General features: G+C 40.4%; 19 protein-coding genes and 4 tRNA genes. 20 read left to right on the top strand and 3 right to left on the bottom strand.

The features are described 5' to 3' along the window. Positions 1–4: 4 nt before the first annotated feature. The 3 genes from NE363_RS15070 (at position 5) to fghA (ending at position 3,198) form a co-directional block, all read left to right on the top strand. Positions 5–796 (top strand): class I SAM-dependent methyltransferase, encoded by a 792-nt coding sequence (locus tag NE363_RS15070; protein ID WP_445535376.1) that lies wholly within the window; start codon positions 5–7, stop codon positions 794–796. A 136-nt stretch (positions 797–932) separates the two neighbouring features. After that, entirely contained in the window at positions 933–2,384 is a 1,452-nt protein-coding gene (locus NE363_RS15065; protein ID WP_445535375.1) for a C13 family peptidase, read from the top strand. Further along, positions 2,353–3,198: an S-formylglutathione hydrolase gene (fghA, locus tag NE363_RS15060; protein ID WP_445535374.1), complete on the top strand. Its 846-nt coding sequence runs from the start codon at positions 2,353–2,355 to the stop codon at positions 3,196–3,198. Before NE363_RS15065 ends, fghA begins: the two co-directional genes overlap by 32 nt. On the opposite strand, the gene NE363_RS15055 is transcribed toward fghA, so the two are convergent. Beyond that, positions 3,199–3,471: a DUF2218 domain-containing protein gene (locus NE363_RS15055; RefSeq protein WP_004703774.1), complete on the bottom strand. Its 273-nt coding sequence runs from the start codon at positions 3,469–3,471 to the stop codon at positions 3,199–3,201. It abuts the gene before it with no gap. 184 nt (positions 3,472–3,655) lie between these two features. Between NE363_RS15055 and rpe the strand changes: the two genes are divergently transcribed. From rpe to NE363_RS14985, 14 genes are all read left to right on the top strand, one after another. Then, positions 3,656–4,342, top strand: a complete 687-nt coding sequence (gene rpe / locus NE363_RS15050; protein ID WP_019456697.1) for a ribulose-phosphate 3-epimerase — start codon at positions 3,656–3,658, stop codon at positions 4,340–4,342. A gap of 437 nt (positions 4,343–4,779) precedes the next feature. Continuing rightward, positions 4,780–5,601: a Cof-type HAD-IIB family hydrolase gene (locus tag NE363_RS15045; RefSeq protein WP_216133768.1), complete on the top strand. Its 822-nt coding sequence runs from the start codon at positions 4,780–4,782 to the stop codon at positions 5,599–5,601. Positions 5,602–5,702: 101 nt separating this feature from the next. Further along, the gene (locus NE363_RS15040; RefSeq protein ID WP_445536393.1) at positions 5,703–6,098 is read left to right on the top strand and encodes a hypothetical protein; all 396 of its coding nucleotides are present in this window, start codon (positions 5,703–5,705) and stop codon (positions 6,096–6,098) included. A gap of 39 nt (positions 6,099–6,137) precedes the next feature. After that, entirely contained in the window at positions 6,138–8,210 is a 2,073-nt protein-coding gene (locus NE363_RS15035) for a multicopper oxidase domain-containing protein (protein ID WP_445535373.1), read from the top strand. Beyond that, on the top strand, positions 8,197–8,952 hold the full coding sequence (locus NE363_RS15030; protein ID WP_445535372.1) for a copper resistance protein B: 756 nt from the start codon (positions 8,197–8,199) through the stop codon (positions 8,950–8,952). The genes NE363_RS15035 and NE363_RS15030 overlap by 14 nt, the downstream gene beginning before the upstream one ends. Before the next feature lie 28 nt (positions 8,953–8,980). After that, the gene (locus NE363_RS15025) at positions 8,981–9,976 is read left to right on the top strand and encodes a cation transporter (protein ID WP_445535371.1); all 996 of its coding nucleotides are present in this window, start codon (positions 8,981–8,983) and stop codon (positions 9,974–9,976) included. A gap of 149 nt (positions 9,977–10,125) precedes the next feature. Beyond that, entirely contained in the window at positions 10,126–10,446 is a 321-nt protein-coding gene (locus NE363_RS15020) for a DMT family transporter (RefSeq protein WP_004703760.1), read from the top strand. A gap of 11 nt (positions 10,447–10,457) precedes the next feature. Next, on the top strand, positions 10,458–10,937 hold the full coding sequence (locus NE363_RS15015; protein ID WP_445535370.1) for a methylated-DNA--[protein]-cysteine S-methyltransferase: 480 nt from the start codon (positions 10,458–10,460) through the stop codon (positions 10,935–10,937). Between the two features lie 136 nt (positions 10,938–11,073). Further along, positions 11,074–12,294, top strand: coding sequence for a bifunctional glutamate N-acetyltransferase/amino-acid acetyltransferase ArgJ (argJ, locus tag NE363_RS15010; RefSeq protein ID WP_445535369.1), 1,221 nt, complete (start codon positions 11,074–11,076; stop codon positions 12,292–12,294). Positions 12,295–12,439: 145 nt separating this feature from the next. After that, on the top strand, positions 12,440–13,504 hold the full coding sequence (gene nadA, locus NE363_RS15005; RefSeq protein WP_191103000.1) for a quinolinate synthase NadA: 1,065 nt from the start codon (positions 12,440–12,442) through the stop codon (positions 13,502–13,504). 142 nt (positions 13,505–13,646) lie between these two features. Then, positions 13,647–13,723, top strand: a tRNA-Pro gene (locus tag NE363_RS15000). A gap of 56 nt (positions 13,724–13,779) precedes the next feature. After that, positions 13,780–13,856, top strand: a tRNA-Arg gene (locus NE363_RS14995). A gap of 33 nt (positions 13,857–13,889) precedes the next feature. Beyond that, positions 13,890–13,965, top strand: a tRNA-His gene (locus NE363_RS14990). A 4-nt stretch (positions 13,966–13,969) separates the two neighbouring features. After that, positions 13,970–14,046: transfer RNA gene (locus NE363_RS14985), tRNA-Pro, on the top strand. A gap of 277 nt (positions 14,047–14,323) precedes the next feature. Here the strand turns inward: NE363_RS14985 and add are convergent. Further along, a complete protein-coding gene (gene add, locus NE363_RS14980) occupies positions 14,324–15,319 on the bottom strand; it encodes an adenosine deaminase (protein WP_445535368.1) in 996 nt (331 codons plus the stop codon). A gap of 400 nt (positions 15,320–15,719) precedes the next feature. Here add and NE363_RS14975 point away from each other — a divergent pair, with 400 nt between their 5' ends. Continuing rightward, the gene (locus NE363_RS14975; RefSeq protein WP_445535367.1) at positions 15,720–16,895 is read left to right on the top strand and encodes a zinc-binding dehydrogenase; all 1,176 of its coding nucleotides are present in this window, start codon (positions 15,720–15,722) and stop codon (positions 16,893–16,895) included. 105 nt (positions 16,896–17,000) lie between these two features. Here NE363_RS14975 and NE363_RS14970 read toward each other — a convergent pair whose 3' ends face one another. Further along, positions 17,001–17,948: a LysR substrate-binding domain-containing protein gene (locus tag NE363_RS14970; protein ID WP_445535366.1), complete on the bottom strand. Its 948-nt coding sequence runs from the start codon at positions 17,946–17,948 to the stop codon at positions 17,001–17,003. 245 nt (positions 17,949–18,193) lie between these two features. Between NE363_RS14970 and NE363_RS14965 the strand changes: the two genes are divergently transcribed. Both NE363_RS14965 and NE363_RS14960 read left to right on the top strand, forming a co-directional pair. After that, a complete protein-coding gene (locus NE363_RS14965; RefSeq protein WP_062849414.1) occupies positions 18,194–19,414 on the top strand; it encodes an acyl-CoA dehydrogenase in 1,221 nt (406 codons plus the stop codon). A 227-nt stretch (positions 19,415–19,641) separates the two neighbouring features. After that, positions 19,642–20,964 carry an MFS transporter gene (locus NE363_RS14960; protein ID WP_445535365.1) on the top strand — a complete coding sequence of 441 codons (1,323 nt, stop codon included), beginning with the start codon at positions 19,642–19,644 and terminating at the stop codon, positions 20,962–20,964. Positions 20,965–21,014: the final 50 nt, after the last annotated feature.

Here is a 21,014-nt window from a genome sequence, read left to right as displayed (position 1 = left end):
ACTCATGCATATATATTTTGAAGTAGATTTTCAAGAGCAAGCACAGCACTACCAAGCTGTGCTTTGTTCTAGAGGTGTAGCAGCCGATTTGCAGCCGATTGAAAAACTCAATGCTCGTTTCTTACGCTTAAATCCTGAACTGGCACTTTGTGTAGATGAAAATGGGCTTTGGTTGTCTGCAAATGGTATGAAAATGCAGCCTGACTGGAAGGCGGAAATTCCGCGTTTAAAACGTGCCAGTCTTAAATCAGAAATGATTGCTCGAGCTTGTCAGCTTGGTGAAAAACCAGTACTCGTTGATGCTACAGCAGGTTTAGGTCACGACAGCTTACTCATGGCGTATTTAGGTGCTCAAATACAGCTTGTTGAACGTCATCCGATTTTATTTACTTTACTTGAAGATTCAAAAGCTCAGGCACAGCGTGATCCATTTTTAAATCAATTTATGGAACGTATTGAACTGGTGTTTGCTGACTCTGCAAGCTATTTACAGCAATTAGATCAAGAAGAAAAAACGGTTGATGTGGTTTATTTAGACCCGATGTTTCCACAGCGTGACCAGAACCAGCAAGCGATTAAAAAACAAGCCCAAGTCAAAAAGCAGATGCAGCTTTTGCATTTACTTTTACCTGAAGATGGGGAAATGGATTTAGGTGATAATTTGCTTGAGTTAGCCAAGAAAGTTGCCAAGCGTGTGATTGTGAAACGCCCACGACATGCGATTTTTTTAGCAAATCAAGAGCCAGCCCATCAGTGGCAGGGAGATGCTTGTCGTTTTGATGCTTACTTTCAGTAAGCTTATGTAAGGTTAAGTTTTATTGCTTGAATAATGCACAAATATATGTGATATAGTTCAAAAGCATGATTGCTAAAATTCTTAGCAGGCATACACTTATGGTGCCTGACAAAAACGAAATTTTTGAAACCTTTTTATGATTGATCTCAAACCTTCCATTAACTTTTGGCATGATTTTAAAAGTAACCAGCTTGCCGGAATGTGGTTATTTTTGGGGTCAAGACGTTCCTTACAGATCGTACATCCCTCTATTCTTCAGCTTATTGTTTGGGGAATATTAGGTGGATGTACCAATTCGCTTTATAGCTGGCTTGTTGCTGGTCAAACGGGTGATTTCAACTCGCAAGGTTTAATTGGGTATGCACTTTGGCCTTTTATCGCGCTTATTGTTGGTATTTTTCTATCACAGCGTATTAATCAGCCGCGTTTGATGTTAGTTCCAGCTTTGCTCTGGCTGGTTTTAGATACCAATATTTTATTAATTCAATGTTTAATTCAATATTTGGGTTCTAACGGTTATCTAAACTTTATTCCCGATGCCATTTATAACGGTATTCTACCAAGCCTATTTGTGGCACTTTTTGTGTGGCAAAGTTTAGCTGTCATTTGGGTTTTCTCACGTGAGTTGAAATGGCCTTGGTGGGAGCGGGCGTTGGTCATGGTTGCGACTATTGCGACCATGGTGGTCTGGCAACTTTCAGTAAAAGATCAGCCTATTTGGAAAGTAGAAGACTCCCCACCTACTTTTGCCGAAGATGCTTTTTATGCACAAAGTAAGTTACTTCATGATGCTTTAGAGCAAGTCCAATATGGTGAGATAGCCAGAAGTCATTGGTATTTCTTGGGTGTTGCGGGCGATAGTTACCAAGACGTTTTTAAATCGGAAGTGGTTCGTATTAAAGAACAATTCGATACGCGTTTTGGTACAGTTGGGCGTTCAATGATGCTGGTCAATAACCCAGATACCCGAACCGAAATCCCGATTGCATCTAAAACCAGTATAGAGTTGGCTCTACGCCGTATGGGCCAACAAATGAACCGCGATAGTGATGTACTATTTTTATATATGACATCGCATGGTGAGCAAAACCATTTTGAAATTGAAAATGCGCCTCTAGATTTGGGGCAGGTCGATCCGAAATGGTTACGTGAAACACTCGATAAAGCTGGTATTCGTTGGCGCGTGATTGTCATTTCTGCTTGTTATTCAGGAAGTTTCATTCCCGCTTTGCAGTCACCAGATACTTTAATTATTACGGCATCTGCGGCAGACAAAACTTCTTTTGGTTGTAATAACGAAGCTGACTACACCTATTTTGGACGAGCTTTTTTTGACTTGGCGATGAGAGAGCAGTCTTCTATGAAAGATTCGTTTAATGCTGCCAAGCAAACTGTGACCAAATGGGAAGTGGCTCAAGGTGTAGACCCTTCAGAACCGCAATGGGTGATTGGTAAGAATATGGAACTTATGCTACCTCAGTTGGAAAAATATCTTTTCCCACAGCAAAGTACAGGTAGTGTAAATATTGCTCAAACACAAACAGAGGCTAAAAACGATGCAACTCCTGCAAAAAAACCGTTGCTTTGAGGGTGAGCAGCGCATTTACCAGTTTGATTCTCAATTATTAAAAGGCTCTACTAAGTTTGGTGTTTATTTACCACCAGCAGCTTTGGAAGGGAAAGCCTGTTCAACTTTGTTTTATCTCGCTGGGTTAACGTGTACTGAGGAAACCTTTGCCATTAAAGCACATGCGCAGCATATGGCAGCCCATCTTGGTCTGATATTGATTACGCCTGATACTTCACCTCGTGGCGAACAAGTCGCAGTAGGTGACAATTGGGATATAGGACAAGGTGCGGGCTTTTATATCAATGTAACGCAAGCACCTTGGTCTGAACATTATCAGATGGAAAGTTATTTAATTGATGAGTTATATCCGCTCATTTTAAAAAGTTTTCCAGTAAATGCTCAACAAGTTGGTATCTTTGGGCATTCTATGGGCGGCCACGGCGCATTAACTTTGGCTTTTAAATATCCAGAGAAATTTAAGTCGGTATCTGCATTTGCACCGATTTGCGCACCAAGTGAATGTGCATGGGGCGAAAAAGCATTTAGCCATTATTTAGGTACAGACCGCGATAGCTGGTTGGACCATGATGCCACAGCTCTAGTCTCAAAAAATGGTGCAGTTTTTAGTGAAATTTTGGTTGATCAGGGATTAGATGATCAATTTTATGAACAACTTCACCCCGAAAAATTTAAGCAAGCATGTTTAAAAGTAGGACAGCCTTTAACTTTAAGACAACATGCTGGCTATGATCATGGTTATTACTTTATCCAGACCTTTATGGATGAGCACTTACAGTTCCATGCGATCCAATTAGAAAAGGTCGCTGGCTAATTAGTGTTGCCATTCCACCTCAAATTCTTGTTGAGCCATGCGGTTTAGATGATCAAGGACAACTTTTTCTAAGTGGTCATGGTCATCTAACTGACTATCAATAGCAACATTTAACTGCTCTGTTTGAGGTGCAAGTGTAATGGTTGCTGTAGGCATTAAGATTTTAAAGTCTTGCTCGGTTTCTTGTACTTCAAACTTATGTTTCCAATGGTTAACGAGACGTTTTGCAATGCGTTTTCCATCATTTGTTAATAGATGAGTCGTACTTTTCATTATCAATCCTCACATTGGTTTAATGTACCTTAACAAATTCGTATGGCACTTGGCATTCTATAATAGCAACGTTACGTTGCAAGCTTGAAATGTTGTGATTTAGGCAAGGAAGAGCGGGTCAAGGAGGTTCTTTTTTGTTATAATTTTCAGCCTCTCCTTAAATTTCTAGCCAGGTCATCCACCTATGTCCAAGCCTTATTTGATTGCTCCTTCTATTTTATCTGCCGATTTTGCTCGTTTAGGCGAAGATGTAGACAAAGTGTTAGCTGCAGGTGCAGATGTAGTGCATTTTGACGTGATGGATAATCACTACGTTCCAAACTTAACTTTTGGTGCTGGTGTGTGTAAGGCTCTAAAAAACTATGGTGTCAAAGCTCCAATTGATGTGCATTTAATGGTGTCTCCAGTTGACCGTATTATTGGTGATTTCCTAGAAGCTGGTGCGGATATCATTACGTTTCACCCAGAAGCATCTCACCACATTGATCGTTCATTACAACTGATTAAGTCAGGTGGCGCTAAAGCAGGTTTAGTCTTTAACCCAGCAACGCCGTTACACCATTTAGATTATGTGCTTGATAAAGTAGATCAAATTTTAATAATGAGTGTAAACCCTGGCTTTGGTGGACAAAAGTTCATTCCAATGACTTTAGAAAAATTACGTGCAGCGCGCAAAATTATCGATGCAAGTGGCCGTGATATCCGTTTAGAAGTTGATGGTGGTGTTGGCCCAGCAAATATTCGTGAAATTGCAGAAGCGGGTGCAGATATGTTTGTTGCTGGTTCAGCAATTTTTGGTCAACCAGATTATAAAGTCGTGATTGATCAAATGCGTGCAGAGCTTGCTAAAGTAGGGACGAAAGAGGTTTAACAGCTTTTTTGTGCTTGGATAAGGTGAGATGTGTTTTTCGCCACTCACAGCATAGCTGTTCGTCTTGCACTCGGGCAGCGATACTTAATCGCTGCTACCCCTCGTTCATGTGGATAACTTTGTTTATAACTGTATGGATAACTGTGTTGATAACCGTATGGATAAGGTGTTGGTAAAATAAACAAAATTAGATCAACCGTTTATTCTCTAGGCAAAAGCTATGAAAAAAGAACGTTTTGGCGTTCTTTTTTTACGCATATTGAATATTTTATTACCTGATTTTTTATTGAGCTTTACTAAAAAATAACCTGTGCATAAAACGAGATGGAGCTGTGTAAAACCTTTTATGGATAGATGAGTAGAAAACTGTAAAAGTGTCATGAAAAGTAAAGCTAAATTTGCTTTAATAAGATTTTAGTAAGAGATCTTGATAATTAATGTCGGTAAAAATTTTAGCGGTAGATATGGATGGGACTTTTCTTAATTCTAAGAAGCAGTACAACAAAGCACGTTTTTTAAAACAGTATGAACAACTAAAACAAAATAATATTCATTTTGTGGTGGCCAGCGGTAACCAACTTGCAAAGCTTGTTACTTATTTTCCAGAAATTAATCATGAAATTGCTTTCATTGCAGAAAATGGGGCACATGTTGTCGATGCAGGGCAAGAAATTGCTTTTGCCCATTTAAGCAAAGAACAGTTTGGTAAGATTCTAAAAGCGATTGACTCTGTGTATACCTCGACTATGGTGATCTGTGGAAAACGGAGCGCTTATGTACATAGGAGTATGAATGCAGAGGACTACGCTAAAGTCGCTCGATATTTTGAGAAGCTGACAGTTATCGATGACTTTTATGCGTTAGATGATCTGGTGTGTAAAATTACTTTTACTGCTCAGGAAAACGAAAGTTTTGCAATTTTTGAGCATTTTCAGAAACAAAGTTTTGTTGCAGATAAAGTCTTAGTACCTGTTTCAAGTGGTTTTGGTTTTATTGATTTGATCCTTCCGGACCAACATAAAGCACATGGTTTGAAACTATTATTGCAAAAATGGCAGATTGAGCCTCATCAGGTGGTCGCGATTGGCGATAACAATAATGATATTCAGATGATTAAAGCAGTTGGTTATGGGTTTGCAGTTGAAAATGCTATTGAAGCTTTAAAAGCAGTAGCACCTTATACAACGGTAAGTAATGAACGAGAAGGTGTATTAGAAGTGATTGATTTAGTTCTTCAGCATCAAGCTCCGTTTGCTTAATGACCATAAAAACAATCAATTAAGATGTAAAATTGTATCTGTTTTAAAACTTGGTTATGCTTATATCCCATAGATAAATGGATTGCTCAAGGCAATTGATGATGACGCTGCAACACTTACGCAAGTATGCTTGGTTTGTGTTCCTAATGACTTTGGTCATTGGGTGGAGTGGCGTGTCTGTTGCTCAGATGCCTATGCAGCATGATGTTCATACGATGCCTTGTCATACTAAACAAATGACGCATCATTCTATGCATGTTCAAGCTGATGACCAGGCGATGTGTCATCAATCTATGGCTCAAGTTTCTCATCAACATGGTGAACACTGCCAAGACTGTAACCCAGTCCATTGTCAGATGGTGAATCTGGCTTTACAGCAAGCTGTACCAGATATTGAGTCATCATTTATTCCTATTTCATCTCAATTTAGTAGTATTTATCAGGCTCAACATTTAGCTGGATACTGGCAAGAAATTTTACGTCCTCCAAAAGCTTAATCCTTTCTTACTTATTTTTTAGTTCAAAGGATTACAGCAATGTCTCATAAAACAATTAGCAGCCTCGTCGCTGTATTTGGTCTATTGGTTTCACCATGGACACTCGCGGCAATTAAGGAATATCACCTTAATATTAATGAACAACGGGTCAATGTTACTGGTCAGCCGCTCAAGCGAATTACCGTAAATGGCAAGTTTACAGCACCACTCCTTGAGTTTGAGGAAGGAGATGAGGCTGTTATTCATGTTCATAACCAATTGAAGAATCAAGATACCTCTTTACACTGGCATGGCTTATTACTACCCGGGTTAATGGATGGTGTACCGGGTTTCAATGGTTTTAAAGGAATCGCGCCAAACGGAGATTTTGTTTACCGTTTTAAGGTGAAACAAAATGGCACATATTGGTATCACGCTCATAGTAAAGGCCAAGAGCAAGATGGTTTATATGGCCCGCTCGTGATTTATCCAAAAGGAAAAATACCCGTAGCGGCGCATGACAAAACTGACCGTGATTATGTGGTGATGCTTTCAGATTTTCATAACTCTTCTAGCGATAGCATTATGAAGAATTTGAAGAAATCTGCTGAGTATTATCAAAACCGCCGTGAAACCGTATCTGATGTTTTGAAGCAAGTTAAAACACAAGGCTTAAAGGCAACTTGGCAAGATCGTTCCATGTGGAATCAGATGCGGATGTTAAAAACCGATATGTCTGATGTGACGGGTTATACCTTCTTAGTTAACGGCAAGACACCAGAGCAAAACTGGACAGCTAATTTTAAAGCTGGCGATAAGGTTCGATTACGATTTATTAATGCTTCAGCAATGTCATTTTTTGATGTCAGAATTCCAAATTTAAAAATGAATGTCGTGAGTGCAGACGGACAGCCAGTTAAACCTGTTGCAATTGACGAGTTTCGTATTGGCACAGCGGAAACCTACGATGTCATTGTGGAACCTAAACAGTCAAATTATCAGATTGAAGCAGAGTCTATTGATCGTAGCGGTTTTGCTATCGGCACTTTGCATAATGAAAATACACAAGCTGTGGGGCCAGTTCAAATACCACAGCCGCGTCCGCGTGCTTTGTTAACCATGGACGACATGGGCATGAGTCATGGTGAAGGAAGTGATGAACATGCTGGCCATCAAATGAATATGCAACATGACATGTCATCAATGCCTGAAATGAAAAAAGAGGCGGTTCAAGATAGTGCTAACCATCATCATGCAATGATGAACATGGATCATGACATGAAAAATATGTCATCTGACGAACATGATCACTCTATGATGCACATGAAGCATGATATGTCGGCCATGCCTGAAATGAAAAAAGAAGAGGGGCAGACTAATCATGATCACACAATGATGAACATGAGCCATGACATGAAAAATATGTCATCTGAAAAACATGATCACTCTATGATGCACATGAAGCACGATATGTCGGCCATGTCTGAAATGAAACATGATATGCAGGCAATGTCGTCTAGCGAACATGATCACGCTATGATGAATATGAAGCATGAGATGCATGAGCAATCTGAGAATAAAACTAAAAAAGATGAGCCTGTTTATGGCTGGGCAAATGCTTCAACACCAGCAGGTATGAAAGCGCTGCAATATAGTGATTTGCAATCTTTAACACCTCAGCCAGACACACGTGCGCCAGAACGAGAGCTTGTTATTCGTTTAGGCGGTAACATGGAGCGTTATATCTGGACCATTAATGGCAAGAAATTTAACGAAGCTGAGCCGTTACAAGTTAAATATGGCGAGCGTATTCGCTTGAAGTTCGTGAATGAAAGCATGATGGCCCATCCAATGCATTTACATGGCATGTTTATGCAATTAGAAAATGGTCAACAAGCTGAAAACTTACCAAATAAACATACCGTTATTGTTCCACCTGGAAAGACAGTTACTGCGTTATTGACAGCCGATGCCTTAGGAGAATGGGCGATTCATTGCCATCTGCTTTATCACATGAGTGCAGGGATGATGAATAAGTTGATTGTGGCTCAAGTGAATGATGGAGCAGTAGATGCATCTCAAGCACCTGTTCAATCTGAAAATGAAAAAGGAGCGAGTCATGCGCATCACTAAGTTATTTTCTCAAATGATATGTTGCGGTGTTTTCTCTGGTGTATCGGTTCTTGTTTTGGCACAAGAACCCTTAACGCATGATCATTTACGTGAACATGGTGGACAGGTTTATCAAGCAACAAAAATTGATACGGGCTGGACTCAAAATGAAGATGGAGAAGGACGTTTTTCTTCTGAATTGGAAAGCTGGGTGGGAACTGATGAAAACAAATTATTCATTAAAGCTCACGTTGAAAAGTCCGAGTCGGAAGATGCCAATTATGGCGGTTCAGTACTTTATAGCCGAAATGTAGCTGACTATTGGGATGTGCAGGCTGGGGTAAACTATGAACGTTTACAACGTGAAGATGAAAAGCAAGACCGCTGGGCTGGTGTAGTGGGTTTGCATGGCATGGCGCCTTACTTTTTTGAAACCGATGCTTATCTTTATGTAGGTGAAGATCAGTTATGGAAGTTAAGTTTAGAAACGGAAAGGGACTTACTCTTTACCCAAAAGTTGATTGGTAAGCCCTATTTAAAAGCAGATGTTGTTTTGCAAGATGAATCTCGCTATGCCAGTAAAACGGGGCTATCGAGTTTGCAGGCAGGTTTTCAAACCCGTTATGAAATCAATAAAAAGGTCATGCCATTTGTTGATGTTGGTTACGGCTATGAAAAAGGCTTAAAACAAACTGCTTGGCAAACTGGAACCGACTCTGAACATGGTTGGTATTATGGTGCAGGGTTAACACTTAAGTTTTAATTGCCGAACAAAAATTAAGCTTAATGACATGCCATTGGTTTATACTGATGGCATTGTTTTTTGTGTCAGTTATGGTGCAAAGATGGCTTTAGAAAAACAAGAGAATCAAATAAATGTAAATAAAAGCTGTTCAAGCTGTGGGTGCTCAAGCGTAGCAACTCAGAACTATTCTATGCCGAGTGAACCTATGGCGAATAAAATCCAATGGGTGAGTTATTACCATATTCCTCACATGGATTGCGCAGCAGAAGAGGAAATGGTGCGAATGGCTTTAGCACCTTATGCTGAACATATTCAGGAACTTGATTTTGATTTGCCTGCTCGGCATTTAGCGGTATATCACAGTACAGAAGCTGAAAAAATTACCCAAAGCCTGCAACGACTAGGTTTAGGGGCAGAGTTACAGCAAACCCAGCCTCACTATGAACCCGTTGAAAAGCCTAAAAAGGTACGTGCTAGCTCTTCAAACTATGCAGCACAAAAACAGGTTTTACAATGGTTGTTACTCATTAATGCTGTGATGTTTTTCATCGAATTTATGGCAGGCATTATTGCGTCATCAACAGGATTAATTGCTGACTCACTCGATATGTTTGCCGATGCGGCAATTTATGGCATTGCTTTATTTGTGGTAGGTAAAAACCTCAATGCTCAATTAAAGGCTGCACATATTTCCGGATGGTTTCAGTTTGGCTTAGCCATGATTGTGTTAGTTGATGTACTACGTCGTTTTATATACGGCAGTGAACCTGTTTCAATTCTCATGATTTTAATTGGTGGTTTAGCGCTTGCAGCCAATGTTAGTTGTCTTTATTTAATGAGAGACCATAAGGAGAGCGGCGCACATATGAAGGCGAGTTATATATTCTCTGCCAATGATGTCATCGTAAATTTAGGTGTCATAATTGCGGGAATATTAGTTGCAATCACTGGCTCTCGTTATCCTGATTTAATTATTGGATTAATTATTGTTTTGTTTGTTTTAAATGGTGCACGGAAAATCTTACAACTCAAAAATGAATAAGATTTATAGATTAAAGGTGAACTTGAGTTCGGGTTTGCCTACATTTTTTATTTTAAAGTAAACTGAGTCTTCACATAAGGAGGAACGACCTCCCCCATAATGGGTAATCATGTCAGGACGACCTGACACTATAAAAATTAGTGAATGTTATGGCTTGGGCTATTTTAATTTTAGCAGGTGTATTTGAAATCATTTGGGCATATTCTATGAAAATGTCTGAAGGTTTTACACGTTTAACACCTAGTATTATTACCGTAGTTTTTATGATTTTGAGTGTAGTTCTGCTTTCAATATCAATGAAAACTCTACCCCTTGGTACTGCTTATACGGTTTGGACAGGCATAGGTGCAATTGGATCATTTTTAGTGGGTATATTTTTTCTTCATGAACCTATTGGTGCGATGAGAATGATTGCCGCTGTACTGATTGTATCGGGACTGGTTCTAATGAAAATTTCGTCTCCATCTTAAAAGGATAAAGTATGTTGCTGTCTTATAAGTATATCAATTCGCCTGTTGGGCAATTAATGCTAGTTGCGAATGAAAATGCTTTGGTGGCAGTACTTTGGGACAATGAAAATCCAAAACGTGTTCGACTAGCAGAGCTGGTCGAACAAACTGAGCATCCAGTCTTATTAAAAACTGAGCAACAGTTAAAAGAATACTTTGAAGGTAAGCGCCGTGAGTTTACCTTGCCATTAGATTTTGAAGGTACAGCATTTCAAAAGCAGGTGTGGGCGACATTACTCAGTATTCCCTATGGTGAAACAAGAAGTTATAAAGAGATTGCTGTTCAAATTGGCAATGAAAAAGCAGTACGAGCAGTAGGGGCTGCTAATGGTAAAAACCCAATTTCGATTATTACACCTTGTCACCGAGTCATTGGGGCAGGCGGTGCCTTGGTCGGTTTTGCTGGTGGTCTTGATAAGAAAGATATTTTATTAAAATTAGAGCAACAATAAGCTATTTTTAGCGCTCGATTTTTTCAGGCTTTTCTAATAAGCTGTCAACACTGATATTTCATGTAAAGCATGTTTTGTTACATCGCTATTTTCTGAAATATTAATCTTTTCATAACAAACTCTGGATGTTCTAAAAATGGCTGTCGGCGACGTAACAATGCCACAAATGCATGTGGTAAAAGGTGTAAAAATTGGCTCAACTGAAGCATATGTACGTTACCAGAACCGACGAGATTTAGTCATTTTTGAGTTTGCAGAAGGTTCAAACGTTGCTGGGGTATTTACCCAAAATGCATTCTGTGCAGCACCTGTTCATGTATCGAAAGCTCATCTTGCACAAGGCAACCCTCGTTATTTAGTGATTAACACAGGTAATGCCAATGCGGGTACTGGACCTACAGGCTTAAAAAATGCCCAAGACACTTGCGCGAAGTTAGCTGAGCTTGCTGGTGTGAAAAGTTTTGAAGTACTTCCGTTTTCTACGGGTGTGATTGGTGAACAGCTTCCAATGGAGCGCTTACTTGCTGGTCTTCAGCCTGCATTAAATAGTGTACAAGATGCTGCTTGGAATGATGCTGCAACTGGTATTATGACGACAGATACTGTGCCTAAAGGTGCATCTGAACAATTTGAACTTGATGGCATTACTTATACCATGACAGGTATTAGTAAAGGCGCAGGCATGATCCGTCCAAACATGGCAACGATGCTGAGCTTTGTTGCTACAGATGCGCCTATTAGCCGCGATTTAGTGCAAAAACTATTAAAGACCACAGTTGAGCATTCATTTAACCGTATTACTATTGATGGTGATACTTCAACAAATGACTCTTGTATTTTTGTGGCGACTGGTCAGGCAGGTGGTGCTGAAATTACATCAGACAGCGATCCACGCTACACAAAAGTATTAGAAGTGCTTGCTCGTCTTATGAACCGTTTAGCGCAGTTAATTATTCGTGATGGCGAAGGTGCAACTAAGTTTATTACTGTTGCTGTAGAGGGTGGCGGTAACATTCAGGAGTGTTGTGACATTGCGTATAGCATTGCGCATTCTCCACTCGTTAAAACTGCACTTTTTGCATCTGACCCGAACTGGGGACGTATTTTAGCGGCAATTGGCTATGCTGGAGTGAAAGAATTAGACGTGTCTAAAATTCAGGTATGGCTAGACGACGTACAAATCTGTAAAGATGGTGGTGCAGCCGAGGACTATACCGAAGAAGCTGGTGCGCGCGTTATGGCACAAACCGAAATTACCATTCGTGTTGACTTAGGTCGCGGGCAAGCCAAAGATACAGTCTACACATGCGATTTATCTTACGACTATGTCAAGATTAATGCAGATTACCGTTCGTAAATATTCAGTTATAATCAAGCCTCGACAAAGAGGCTTTTTTATTAGCCCCAACTTTTGATATTAAATGATTCAATCCGTAAATCATTTAAGCAGTAACGTTATATGCGAGCAGGTATGCCAGCATGAAGGATAGAGAAGACGTTTTATGAGTGATGCGACTTTAATTGCCAACGATGCAAAAAACATTGTACAAGCGCATTTAGACCGTTTAGGTGAGCCAAAAGACAATCGCTTAAGTGAAGAAGCAAAACAACAAAAGTTTGCACAGATCGAAGCAGAGCTCAAAAAACGTGATGCTGTCCTTGTTGCTCATTACTATTGCGACCCTGAAGTACAAGAGCTTGCTGAAAAAACAGGTGGATGTGTTTCTGATTCTTTAGAAATGGCCCGTTTTGGACGCGATCATGCTGCCTCAACATTAGTCGTTGCTGGTGTTAAATTTATGGGGGAGACAGCTAAAATTCTGTCTCCTGAAAAAACAATTTTAATGCCGACACTTGAAGCGACCTGCTCACTCGACTTGGGCTGTCCAGTTGATGAGTTCACAGCATTTTGTGATCAACACCCTGACCATACTGTAGTTGTTTATGCAAACACATCGGCTGCTGTTAAAGCACGTGCAGATTGGGTCGTAACTTCAAGCTGTGCTGTTGAAATTGTTGAGCACCTAGACAGTTTAGGTGAAAAAATTATTTGGGCACCAGATCAGCACTTAGGTCGCTATATCCAAAAGAAAACCGGCGCTGATATGTTGCTTTGGGATGGTGCATGTATTGTGCATGAAGAATTCCGCGCACGTGGTATTGCCAGCATGAAAGCACTGTATCCAGACGCTGCTGTATTGGTACATCCAGAGTCGCCAGAGTCGGTTGTAGAAATTGCCGATGCGGTAGGTAGTACTTCTCAACTCATTAAAGCTGCACAGACTTTACCAAACGAAAGACTCATTGTGGCAACAGACCGCGGTATTTTCTACAAAATGCAGCAAGCAGTACCCAATAAGATTTTAGTTGAAGCACCAACAGCGGGTGAGGGGGCAACTTGTCGTTCATGTGCTCACTGTCCGTGGATGGCAATGAATGAACTCGATGGAATTTTAGAAGTTTTACAAAAAGGTGATCAGGAAATACACGTCGATCTAGCGCTAGCTGAACGTGCCAAAATGCCTTTAGATCGAATGTTAGCCTTTAGTGCATCGTTAAAACGTTAAAAAACCTCAAAATGCTTGTTAAATATACATTTGATAAGGATTTTTAACTTTTTTTTAGAATAGGTGTTGACGTCTGAGGGCGTCGCGCCTAGAATGCACACCGTACCGCACGATGTGCGATACAGCAAAAGCTGAGATAGATCGGAGCATAGCACAGCCTGGTAGTGCACCTGGTTTGGGACCAGGGGGTCGTAGGTTCGAATCCTACTGCTCCGACCACTTAAAATAATATTTTAAGATCGGCGAAGTATCGCATGATAAGCATCATCGGTTAAGCGCCTGTAGCTCAGTTGGATAGAGCATCCGCCTTCTAAGCGGATGGTCACAGGTTCGAATCCTGTCAGGCGCGCCATTTGGTAGCTTGGTATATAGAACTTATTTGATGGTGGATGTAGCTCAGTTGGTAGAGCCCTGGATTGTGATTCCAGTTGTCGCGGGTTCGAATCCCGTCATTCACCCCAATTTCGGAGCATAGCACAGCCTGGTAGTGCACCTGGTTTGGGACCAGGGGGTCGTAGGTTCGAATCCTACTGCTCCGACCATATTTAAAAAGCGTTCAAGCTTTAAAAATATCCCAAATATTGAAAAGAATTTCTTCTAGTTTTACAGATAGAAGGAATTTTTTTGTTTTTATATATTTTAATTTATACACACTCCAATATTTGAACTTATTTATATAAGCTCTGTTCTCTGTTCTCTGTTCTCTGTTCTCTGTTCTCTGTTCTCTGTTCTCTGTTCTCTGTTCTCTGTTCTCTGTTCTCTGTTCTCTGTTCTCTGTTCTCTGTTCTCTGTTCTCTGTTCTCTGTTCTCTGTTCTCTGTTATTGATATTTCTGCCTTAACTCATCTTTTTCTTGATCTGACAAAAATGCGATTTTAAGACCATTTTCTTGAGCTGTATAAATTTGCTCAGGGCTTAAACCAGCTAAAGGGGCAGCAGTTAAATATTCATATTGTATCTCAATACCTTCTACCGCAGGGTCATCTGTATTAATGGTGGCAAGCACACCATGTTCTAAAAAAGTCTTTAATGGGTGCTCTGCTAAAGAAGGCACTGTATTGGTTTGAATGTTTGAGGTGAGACAAGATTCAATACCAATCTGATGTTTTGCTAAATAATCTAAAAGTTTTAAATCTTGAACTGCTTTAACACCATGTCCAATTCGTTCGGCACCTAATTCTTCAATGGCTTGCCAAATACTTTCTGGGCCAGCAGCTTCGCCTGCATGTACTGTAATGTGCCAACCTGCATCACGCGCTTTTTTAAAGTGATCAATAAATAAATTACCCGGAAAACCAAGCTCATCTCCAGCAAGATCCAGCGCTTTAATATCATTTTTATGGGCAAGCAGGGCATTTAATTCTTTTTCGCAGGCTTCTTGGCCAAAAGTACGGCTCATAATGCCAATTAAATTCACTTTTACTCCGTAAGCTTGGCTGCCTTCTTTTACACCAGCAATCACAGCTTCAACAACACCTTCAAGTGGAAGTTGATGGGTCATTCCCATATAACCCGGTGAAAAACGTAACTCTACATAGTCTAGGCCTTGTTGTGCTGCATCTTGCATGTTTTCAAAAGCAATACGTTTGCAGGCATCTAGGCTTGCTAATACTTTTACGCCCCAATCGAGCTTCGATAAAAAACTTAATAAGTCAGGTTGGTTATCCATCACTTGTACGTGTGGCCGTAAAGATTCAATGTCGTAGGCGGGTAAATCTAAATGGTATTGTTGGCCTAATTCTAAAATAGTTTGAATGCGGATGTTGCCATCAAGATGACGGTGTATATCTGTAAGGGGAAGCGTTTTTGTAATCATAGACTTCTTCTTATCTGTTCGTATCAGTTCATCATGCCTGTTTATAGTCACTGATAAAAGTTTGGATTTGCTATGTTTTTGTGAAAAGCGTTGAGTTGAGTTTTTTGAACTTACTATATTTGTATAAGTTTTAATTTTGATGACATTGTTCTGGCCTAAGAAGATAACGCAGTCTGTGTAAGATACAAGCACCAAGATTTTTATTGTTTTTAATTTCGCTGAGCCTGTTTTGTTGACTCTTCAACAATAGATTGGCTGAAGAATGGTCATTGGTATTTTGCCTTTTAGTTGTAAAGATGAATAAAGGCTTGCTAAAGACCAAACTGATAAAGCGATTAATTTATCTGTAGAAATCTATTTCTGGCAAGTAAATGAAAAAGAAGAAGTAGGAAGCGCTCAAATGAAGTCGGTACTTTGTCATCAAGCAAAATTACAAGTGGTGGACCAACCGAAATTAACGCCTGCAAAAGGACAGGTGTTATTGGAAGTGGTGCGATGCGGTATCTGTGGTTCAGATTTACATATGCAGCACCACTGCGACCACATGCATGATTTGGCTGCACGTGTAGGATTTAATGGTTTAGTCAAGTCTACAGATCCGTTTGTACTAGGACATGAGTTTTGCGGCAAGGTTTTAGACTATGGCCCAAAAACACGTCATAAATTTAAAGCAGATACACTTGTTTGTGCAATGCCGCTTTTAAATGTAGATCCGCATGGTTATTTGTCTACAGGGCTTTCCCCAAATGCTTCAGGTGGTTATGCCGAGCAAGTATTGGCTCAGTCGAGTTTGATGTTTGAAGTACCCAATGGTCTAGATGCAGATAGTGCTGCCATGACTGAACCTATGGCGGTTGCATTGCATGCTGTTCGCCGTAGCCGTGTGAAAACTGGTGAACCCGCTATTGTAATTGGTTGCGGTCCTGTTGGGCTAGGTGTCATATTAATGCTTAAAGCTGCGGGAGTTAAAACCGTAGTTGCCAGCGACTTTTCACCAAACCGACGTAAACTTGCCGAACAATGTGGTGCGGATATTGTGGTAGACCCTAAAGAGACATCGCCATTTGCCAACTGGAAAGAGTTTGGATTGCTTGGCAATGTATCAGATGCGATTAATATGGGCATGGGGCTGTTTGATAAGTTACAAGCGACACGCTTACCATGGTGGCACGGATGGCGCATGATTGATAAGTTGGGTGCTCTGCCAAAACGTCCTGTTATTTTTGAGTGTGTGGGCGTACCGGGTGTCTTGCAGCAAATTATTGAAGGTGCACCTTTGTTTTCCCGAATTGTTGGGGTGGGTGTCTGCATGCAAAGTGACAAAATAGAACCCGCACTTGCGATTAATAAAGAGCTAGAAATACAGTTTGTATTAGGCTATACACCGCTTGAGTTTAGAGATGCGCTACACATGATTGCAGAAGGGAAAGTGAACTGTTCACCGCTCATTACGGGTGTTGTGGGCCTAGAAGGTGTTACGAGTGCATTTGAGGCATTACGTGATCCTGAACAGCACGCCAAAATCTTGATTGACCCTAAACGTAGCGGTTCAGATATTCAATTGATGAGTCGTTAATTCAAAGTCATTTATGCTCAATTAAAAAGGTTGTGATCTTATCAATCACAATCTTTTTTTTATGGGTATAGTTCGCGATATCGGTTATAAATAAAGGCTATTGAGCTAATTTGTATTGCTCTTTAGTTGTTCTAGTTCTTGGTAAATCCACTCAACAAATTTTTGAATAGTCGGTGAGATGTCTTGGCTTGAGTGAATGAGATAGTACTTTCGGCTGCCTTTTAGTTTTTTATTAGAAACAATCACCAGTTCTTTTTTTTGTAGTTCAGACTCAATCAACATTTGTGGAATTAGAGCCATTCCCATGTCATGGCTAGCAGCAACCGCAAGCATTGAAAATAACTCATGGCGTTGTCCATCAAAAGGTTTCGGGTGCTGCATCTGATGAGTTAGAAACCATTCTTGCCAAATGCTAGGCCGAGTGGTTTGTTGTAGGAGAGGGATTTTTAATAAATCTTCTGGGCTTAAATCATAGGTATTTTCATTAATTATCACAGCATCTGGAAAATACTTTTCGATTAGCCTTGGTGAGCATACAGGTACAATTTCTTCATCCATTAAATAATGTGCTTGTATGCCGGGCCAGTGGTCAATTTGCTGCTGCGTACCTGCAAAAATCGCAGCATCAAAAATGTTATCATTAAATAAAAAAGGTTTAGTACTGGTTTCTAAATGAACGGTAATTTCAGGGTGTTTTTGATTTAAAAGATGAAGTTTGGGTAACAGCCAGCGCGTTGCAAAGGTAGGAACCACACCTAACTTTAATGTTCCACCTAAACCCTTATGAGAAATCACATCGGCTGTACATTTCTCTAAACCCAATAAATAGGGCTTAATACTTTTAAAATACTGCTGACCTGCAATGGTCAGTTCAACGCCATGCCGAGTACGAATAAAAAGTTCAACGCCCAAGAAATCTTCTAACTGCTGAATTTGGCGCGAGACTGCACTTTGGGTAATACATAACTCTTGTGCAGCATAGGTATAACTTAGATGTTTTGCTGCACTTTCAAAGCAAATCAGGCCCTGAATAGACGGGATGCTTCTTCGCATAAATAAATCCTTTTATTTGTCGTCATATTTCAAAACAGCATATGACCTAAATGCAGATATCCGATTTTAGTATAAAAATAAGCCATTTTTAATGAAATACAACGAATTAAATATCTAAATTTAAACTTTCTTATTTTAAATATGCGTAAGTCGCATATCTGCATGAACATTTATCGTTTGATTACTGCATTTTTCACGCATAACATCGAGTTAAATAAAGAAGATCAAATCAAGCAGAGGATGCGATGAATCACATGGTGACAACAAAAAAAGCAAAAGTTCAATTTAACTGGCAAGACCCATTTTTAATTGAACAACAGCTTAGCCCAGATGAGCGCATGATTCGTGATGCGGCTCATGCCTATTGCCAAGAACGTTTGCAACCCCGTGTACTTGAACAATTCCGTCATGAAAAAACAGATCCATCTATTTTTCGTGAAATGGGAGAGCTTGGCTTATTGGGTCCAACCATCCCTGAGCAATATGGCGGTGCCGGTTTGAACTATGTGAGTTATGGTTTGGTTGCGCGTGAAATTGAATATGTCGACTCGGGCTACCGCTCTATGGCGAGCGTGCAAAGCTCATTGGTGATGGTTCCGATTCATGAGTTTGGTACCGAAGAGCAAAAGCAAAAGTACTTACCTAAACTAGCTACGGGTGAATACATTGGTTGTTTTGGTTTGACTGAACCTGATCATGGCTCAGACCCGGGCAGTATGATTACCCGTGCTAAAAAAGTTGACGGGGGTTACCGTTTAACTGGCGCAAAAATGTGGATTACCAATAGCCCAATTGCCGATGTATTTGTTGTTTGGGCAAAAGAAGTTTCTGCTGAAGGCAATGTCGGTGATATTCGAGGTTTCATTTTAGAAAAGGGCTGGGAAGGCCTATCTGCACCAGCAATTCATGGCAAGGTCGGTTTACGTGCATCGATTACAGGTGAAATTGTAATGGATAACGTATTTGTACCTGAAGAAAATGCGTTCCCTGAAATTCGAGGTTTGAAAGGCCCATTTACCTGTTTGAATAGCGCTCGTTATGGCATCGCATGGGGTGCAATGGGTGCTGCCGAGTTTTGTTGGCATACCGCACATCAATACACCATGGACCGCAAACAATTTGGTCGTCCGTTGGCTGCAAATCAATTAATCCAAAAGAAACTGGCAGATATGCAAACTGAAATTGCGTTGGGTTTGCAAGTGGCACTACGTTTTGGTCGTATGAAAGATGAAGGCATTGCCTCAGTTGAAGGCACATCTCTAATTAAGCGCAACAATTGTGGAAAGGCGCTTGATATTGCTCGTATGGCACGTGACATGATGGGTGGAAACGGTATTAGTGACGAGTTTGGCGTAGCACGTCATTTGGTCAATCTTGAAGTTGTGAACACCTATGAAGGTACACATGATGTTCATGCTCTTATTTTAGGTCGCGCACAAACAGGCATCGCGGCATTTAGTAACTAACTCATTCATTTTTAAAAATAAGGGTGTTCTTTCGAGAGTACCTTTAGGGATTTTTTACGCAAAAATTTATGGATAATGACAAGATTCATCGTAAGGATACTCATGTGAAGATGTACCTCTGTGTACTTAAATTTGAAAGTAAGTTGATGAAAAGTATAGAAGATTAAGTCATACAGAAAACATAAGTAAGCTACCGATGACTCATTTGGGAAAATGAGGAACTAAAGATGAACAATGATGTTCAAGTAATATCGAAAGAATTAAGAAATACATTTCCAAGTAACCTTGGAACATACGAAAGGATTGGACCAAATACATGGAAATGGGCATTATTATTTGCCTATTTTGCGATGGTGGTCGATGGCATTGATATTATGCTGCTGTCTTATAGCTTGACCAGTTTAAAGGCAGAGTTTGGTTTAAGTACCTTTCAGGCAGGTGCCTTAGGTAGTGCTTCTTTGGCGGGTATGGGTATTGGCGGTATTTTGGGTGGCTGGGCATGTGACAAGTTTGGTCGCGTACGGACCATTGCCAACTCGGTAACCTTCTTTTCTGTAGCGACCTGTTTATTGGGCTTTACGCAAAGCTTCGAGCAATTTATGGCTTTACGTTTTATTGGTGCTTTAGGAATTGGAGCACTTTATATGGCTTGTAATACCTTAATGGCTGAATATGTGCCAACCACTTACCGCACAACGGTCTTGGGCACATTACAGACGGGTCAGACCGTAGGTTATATTGCTGCAACTTTATTAGCTGGCGCAATTATTCCAGATCATGGCTGGCGCGTTTTATTCTTCCTGACCGTGGTGCCTGCTTTTGTAAATATTTTCCTACAACGATTTGTGCCAGAACCAAAATCTTGGCAGCTCACCAAAATTGAAAGCTTACAAGGCGATAGACAACCAAAAGAAATGGTCGTGGCTGAAAAGCCTAAAAGTGGAAGTATTTATAAGCAAATTTTTAATAACTTTAAACACCGCAAGATGTTTTTGTTGTGGATGACCACAGCATTCTTCTTACAGTTTGGTTATTACGGCATTAACAACTGGATGCCAAGTTATTTAGAAACAGAAGTGCATATGAACTTTAAAAACTTAACCAGTTATATGGTGGGTTCGTATACCGCAATGATTTTAGGAAAAATTTTAGCGGGTTATCTTGCCGACAAATTTAACCGCCGTGCTGTTTTTGTGTTTGGCACAATTGCGAGCGCTGTGTTCTTGCCAATCATTATTTTCTTCAATACCCCTGACAATATTTTGTATTTATTGATCACTTTTGGCTTCTTATATGGCATTCCATATGGTGTAAACGCGACCTATATGGCTGAAAGTTTTTCAACCGACGTGCGCGGTACAGCCATTGGCGGTGCTTATAACATTGGTCGTGTCGGGGCCGCGATTGCACCGGCCACGATTGGTTTCTTGGCATCGGGTGGAGCTTTTGCGATGGCCTTTATTGTGATGGGCGCAGCGTATTTTGTTGCGGGTGTATTGCCGGGCTTATTTATTAAAGATCGTCAGTACGATCCGCAAAAACAATCATAAACAATGACAAGAAGGTGCGTTGAGTACCTTCTAAAAAGATAAGGGTATCG

It is taken from the genome of Acinetobacter sp. G18, from assembly GCF_052660225.1.
This window is presented reverse-complemented; position numbering and strand designations above follow the sequence as displayed.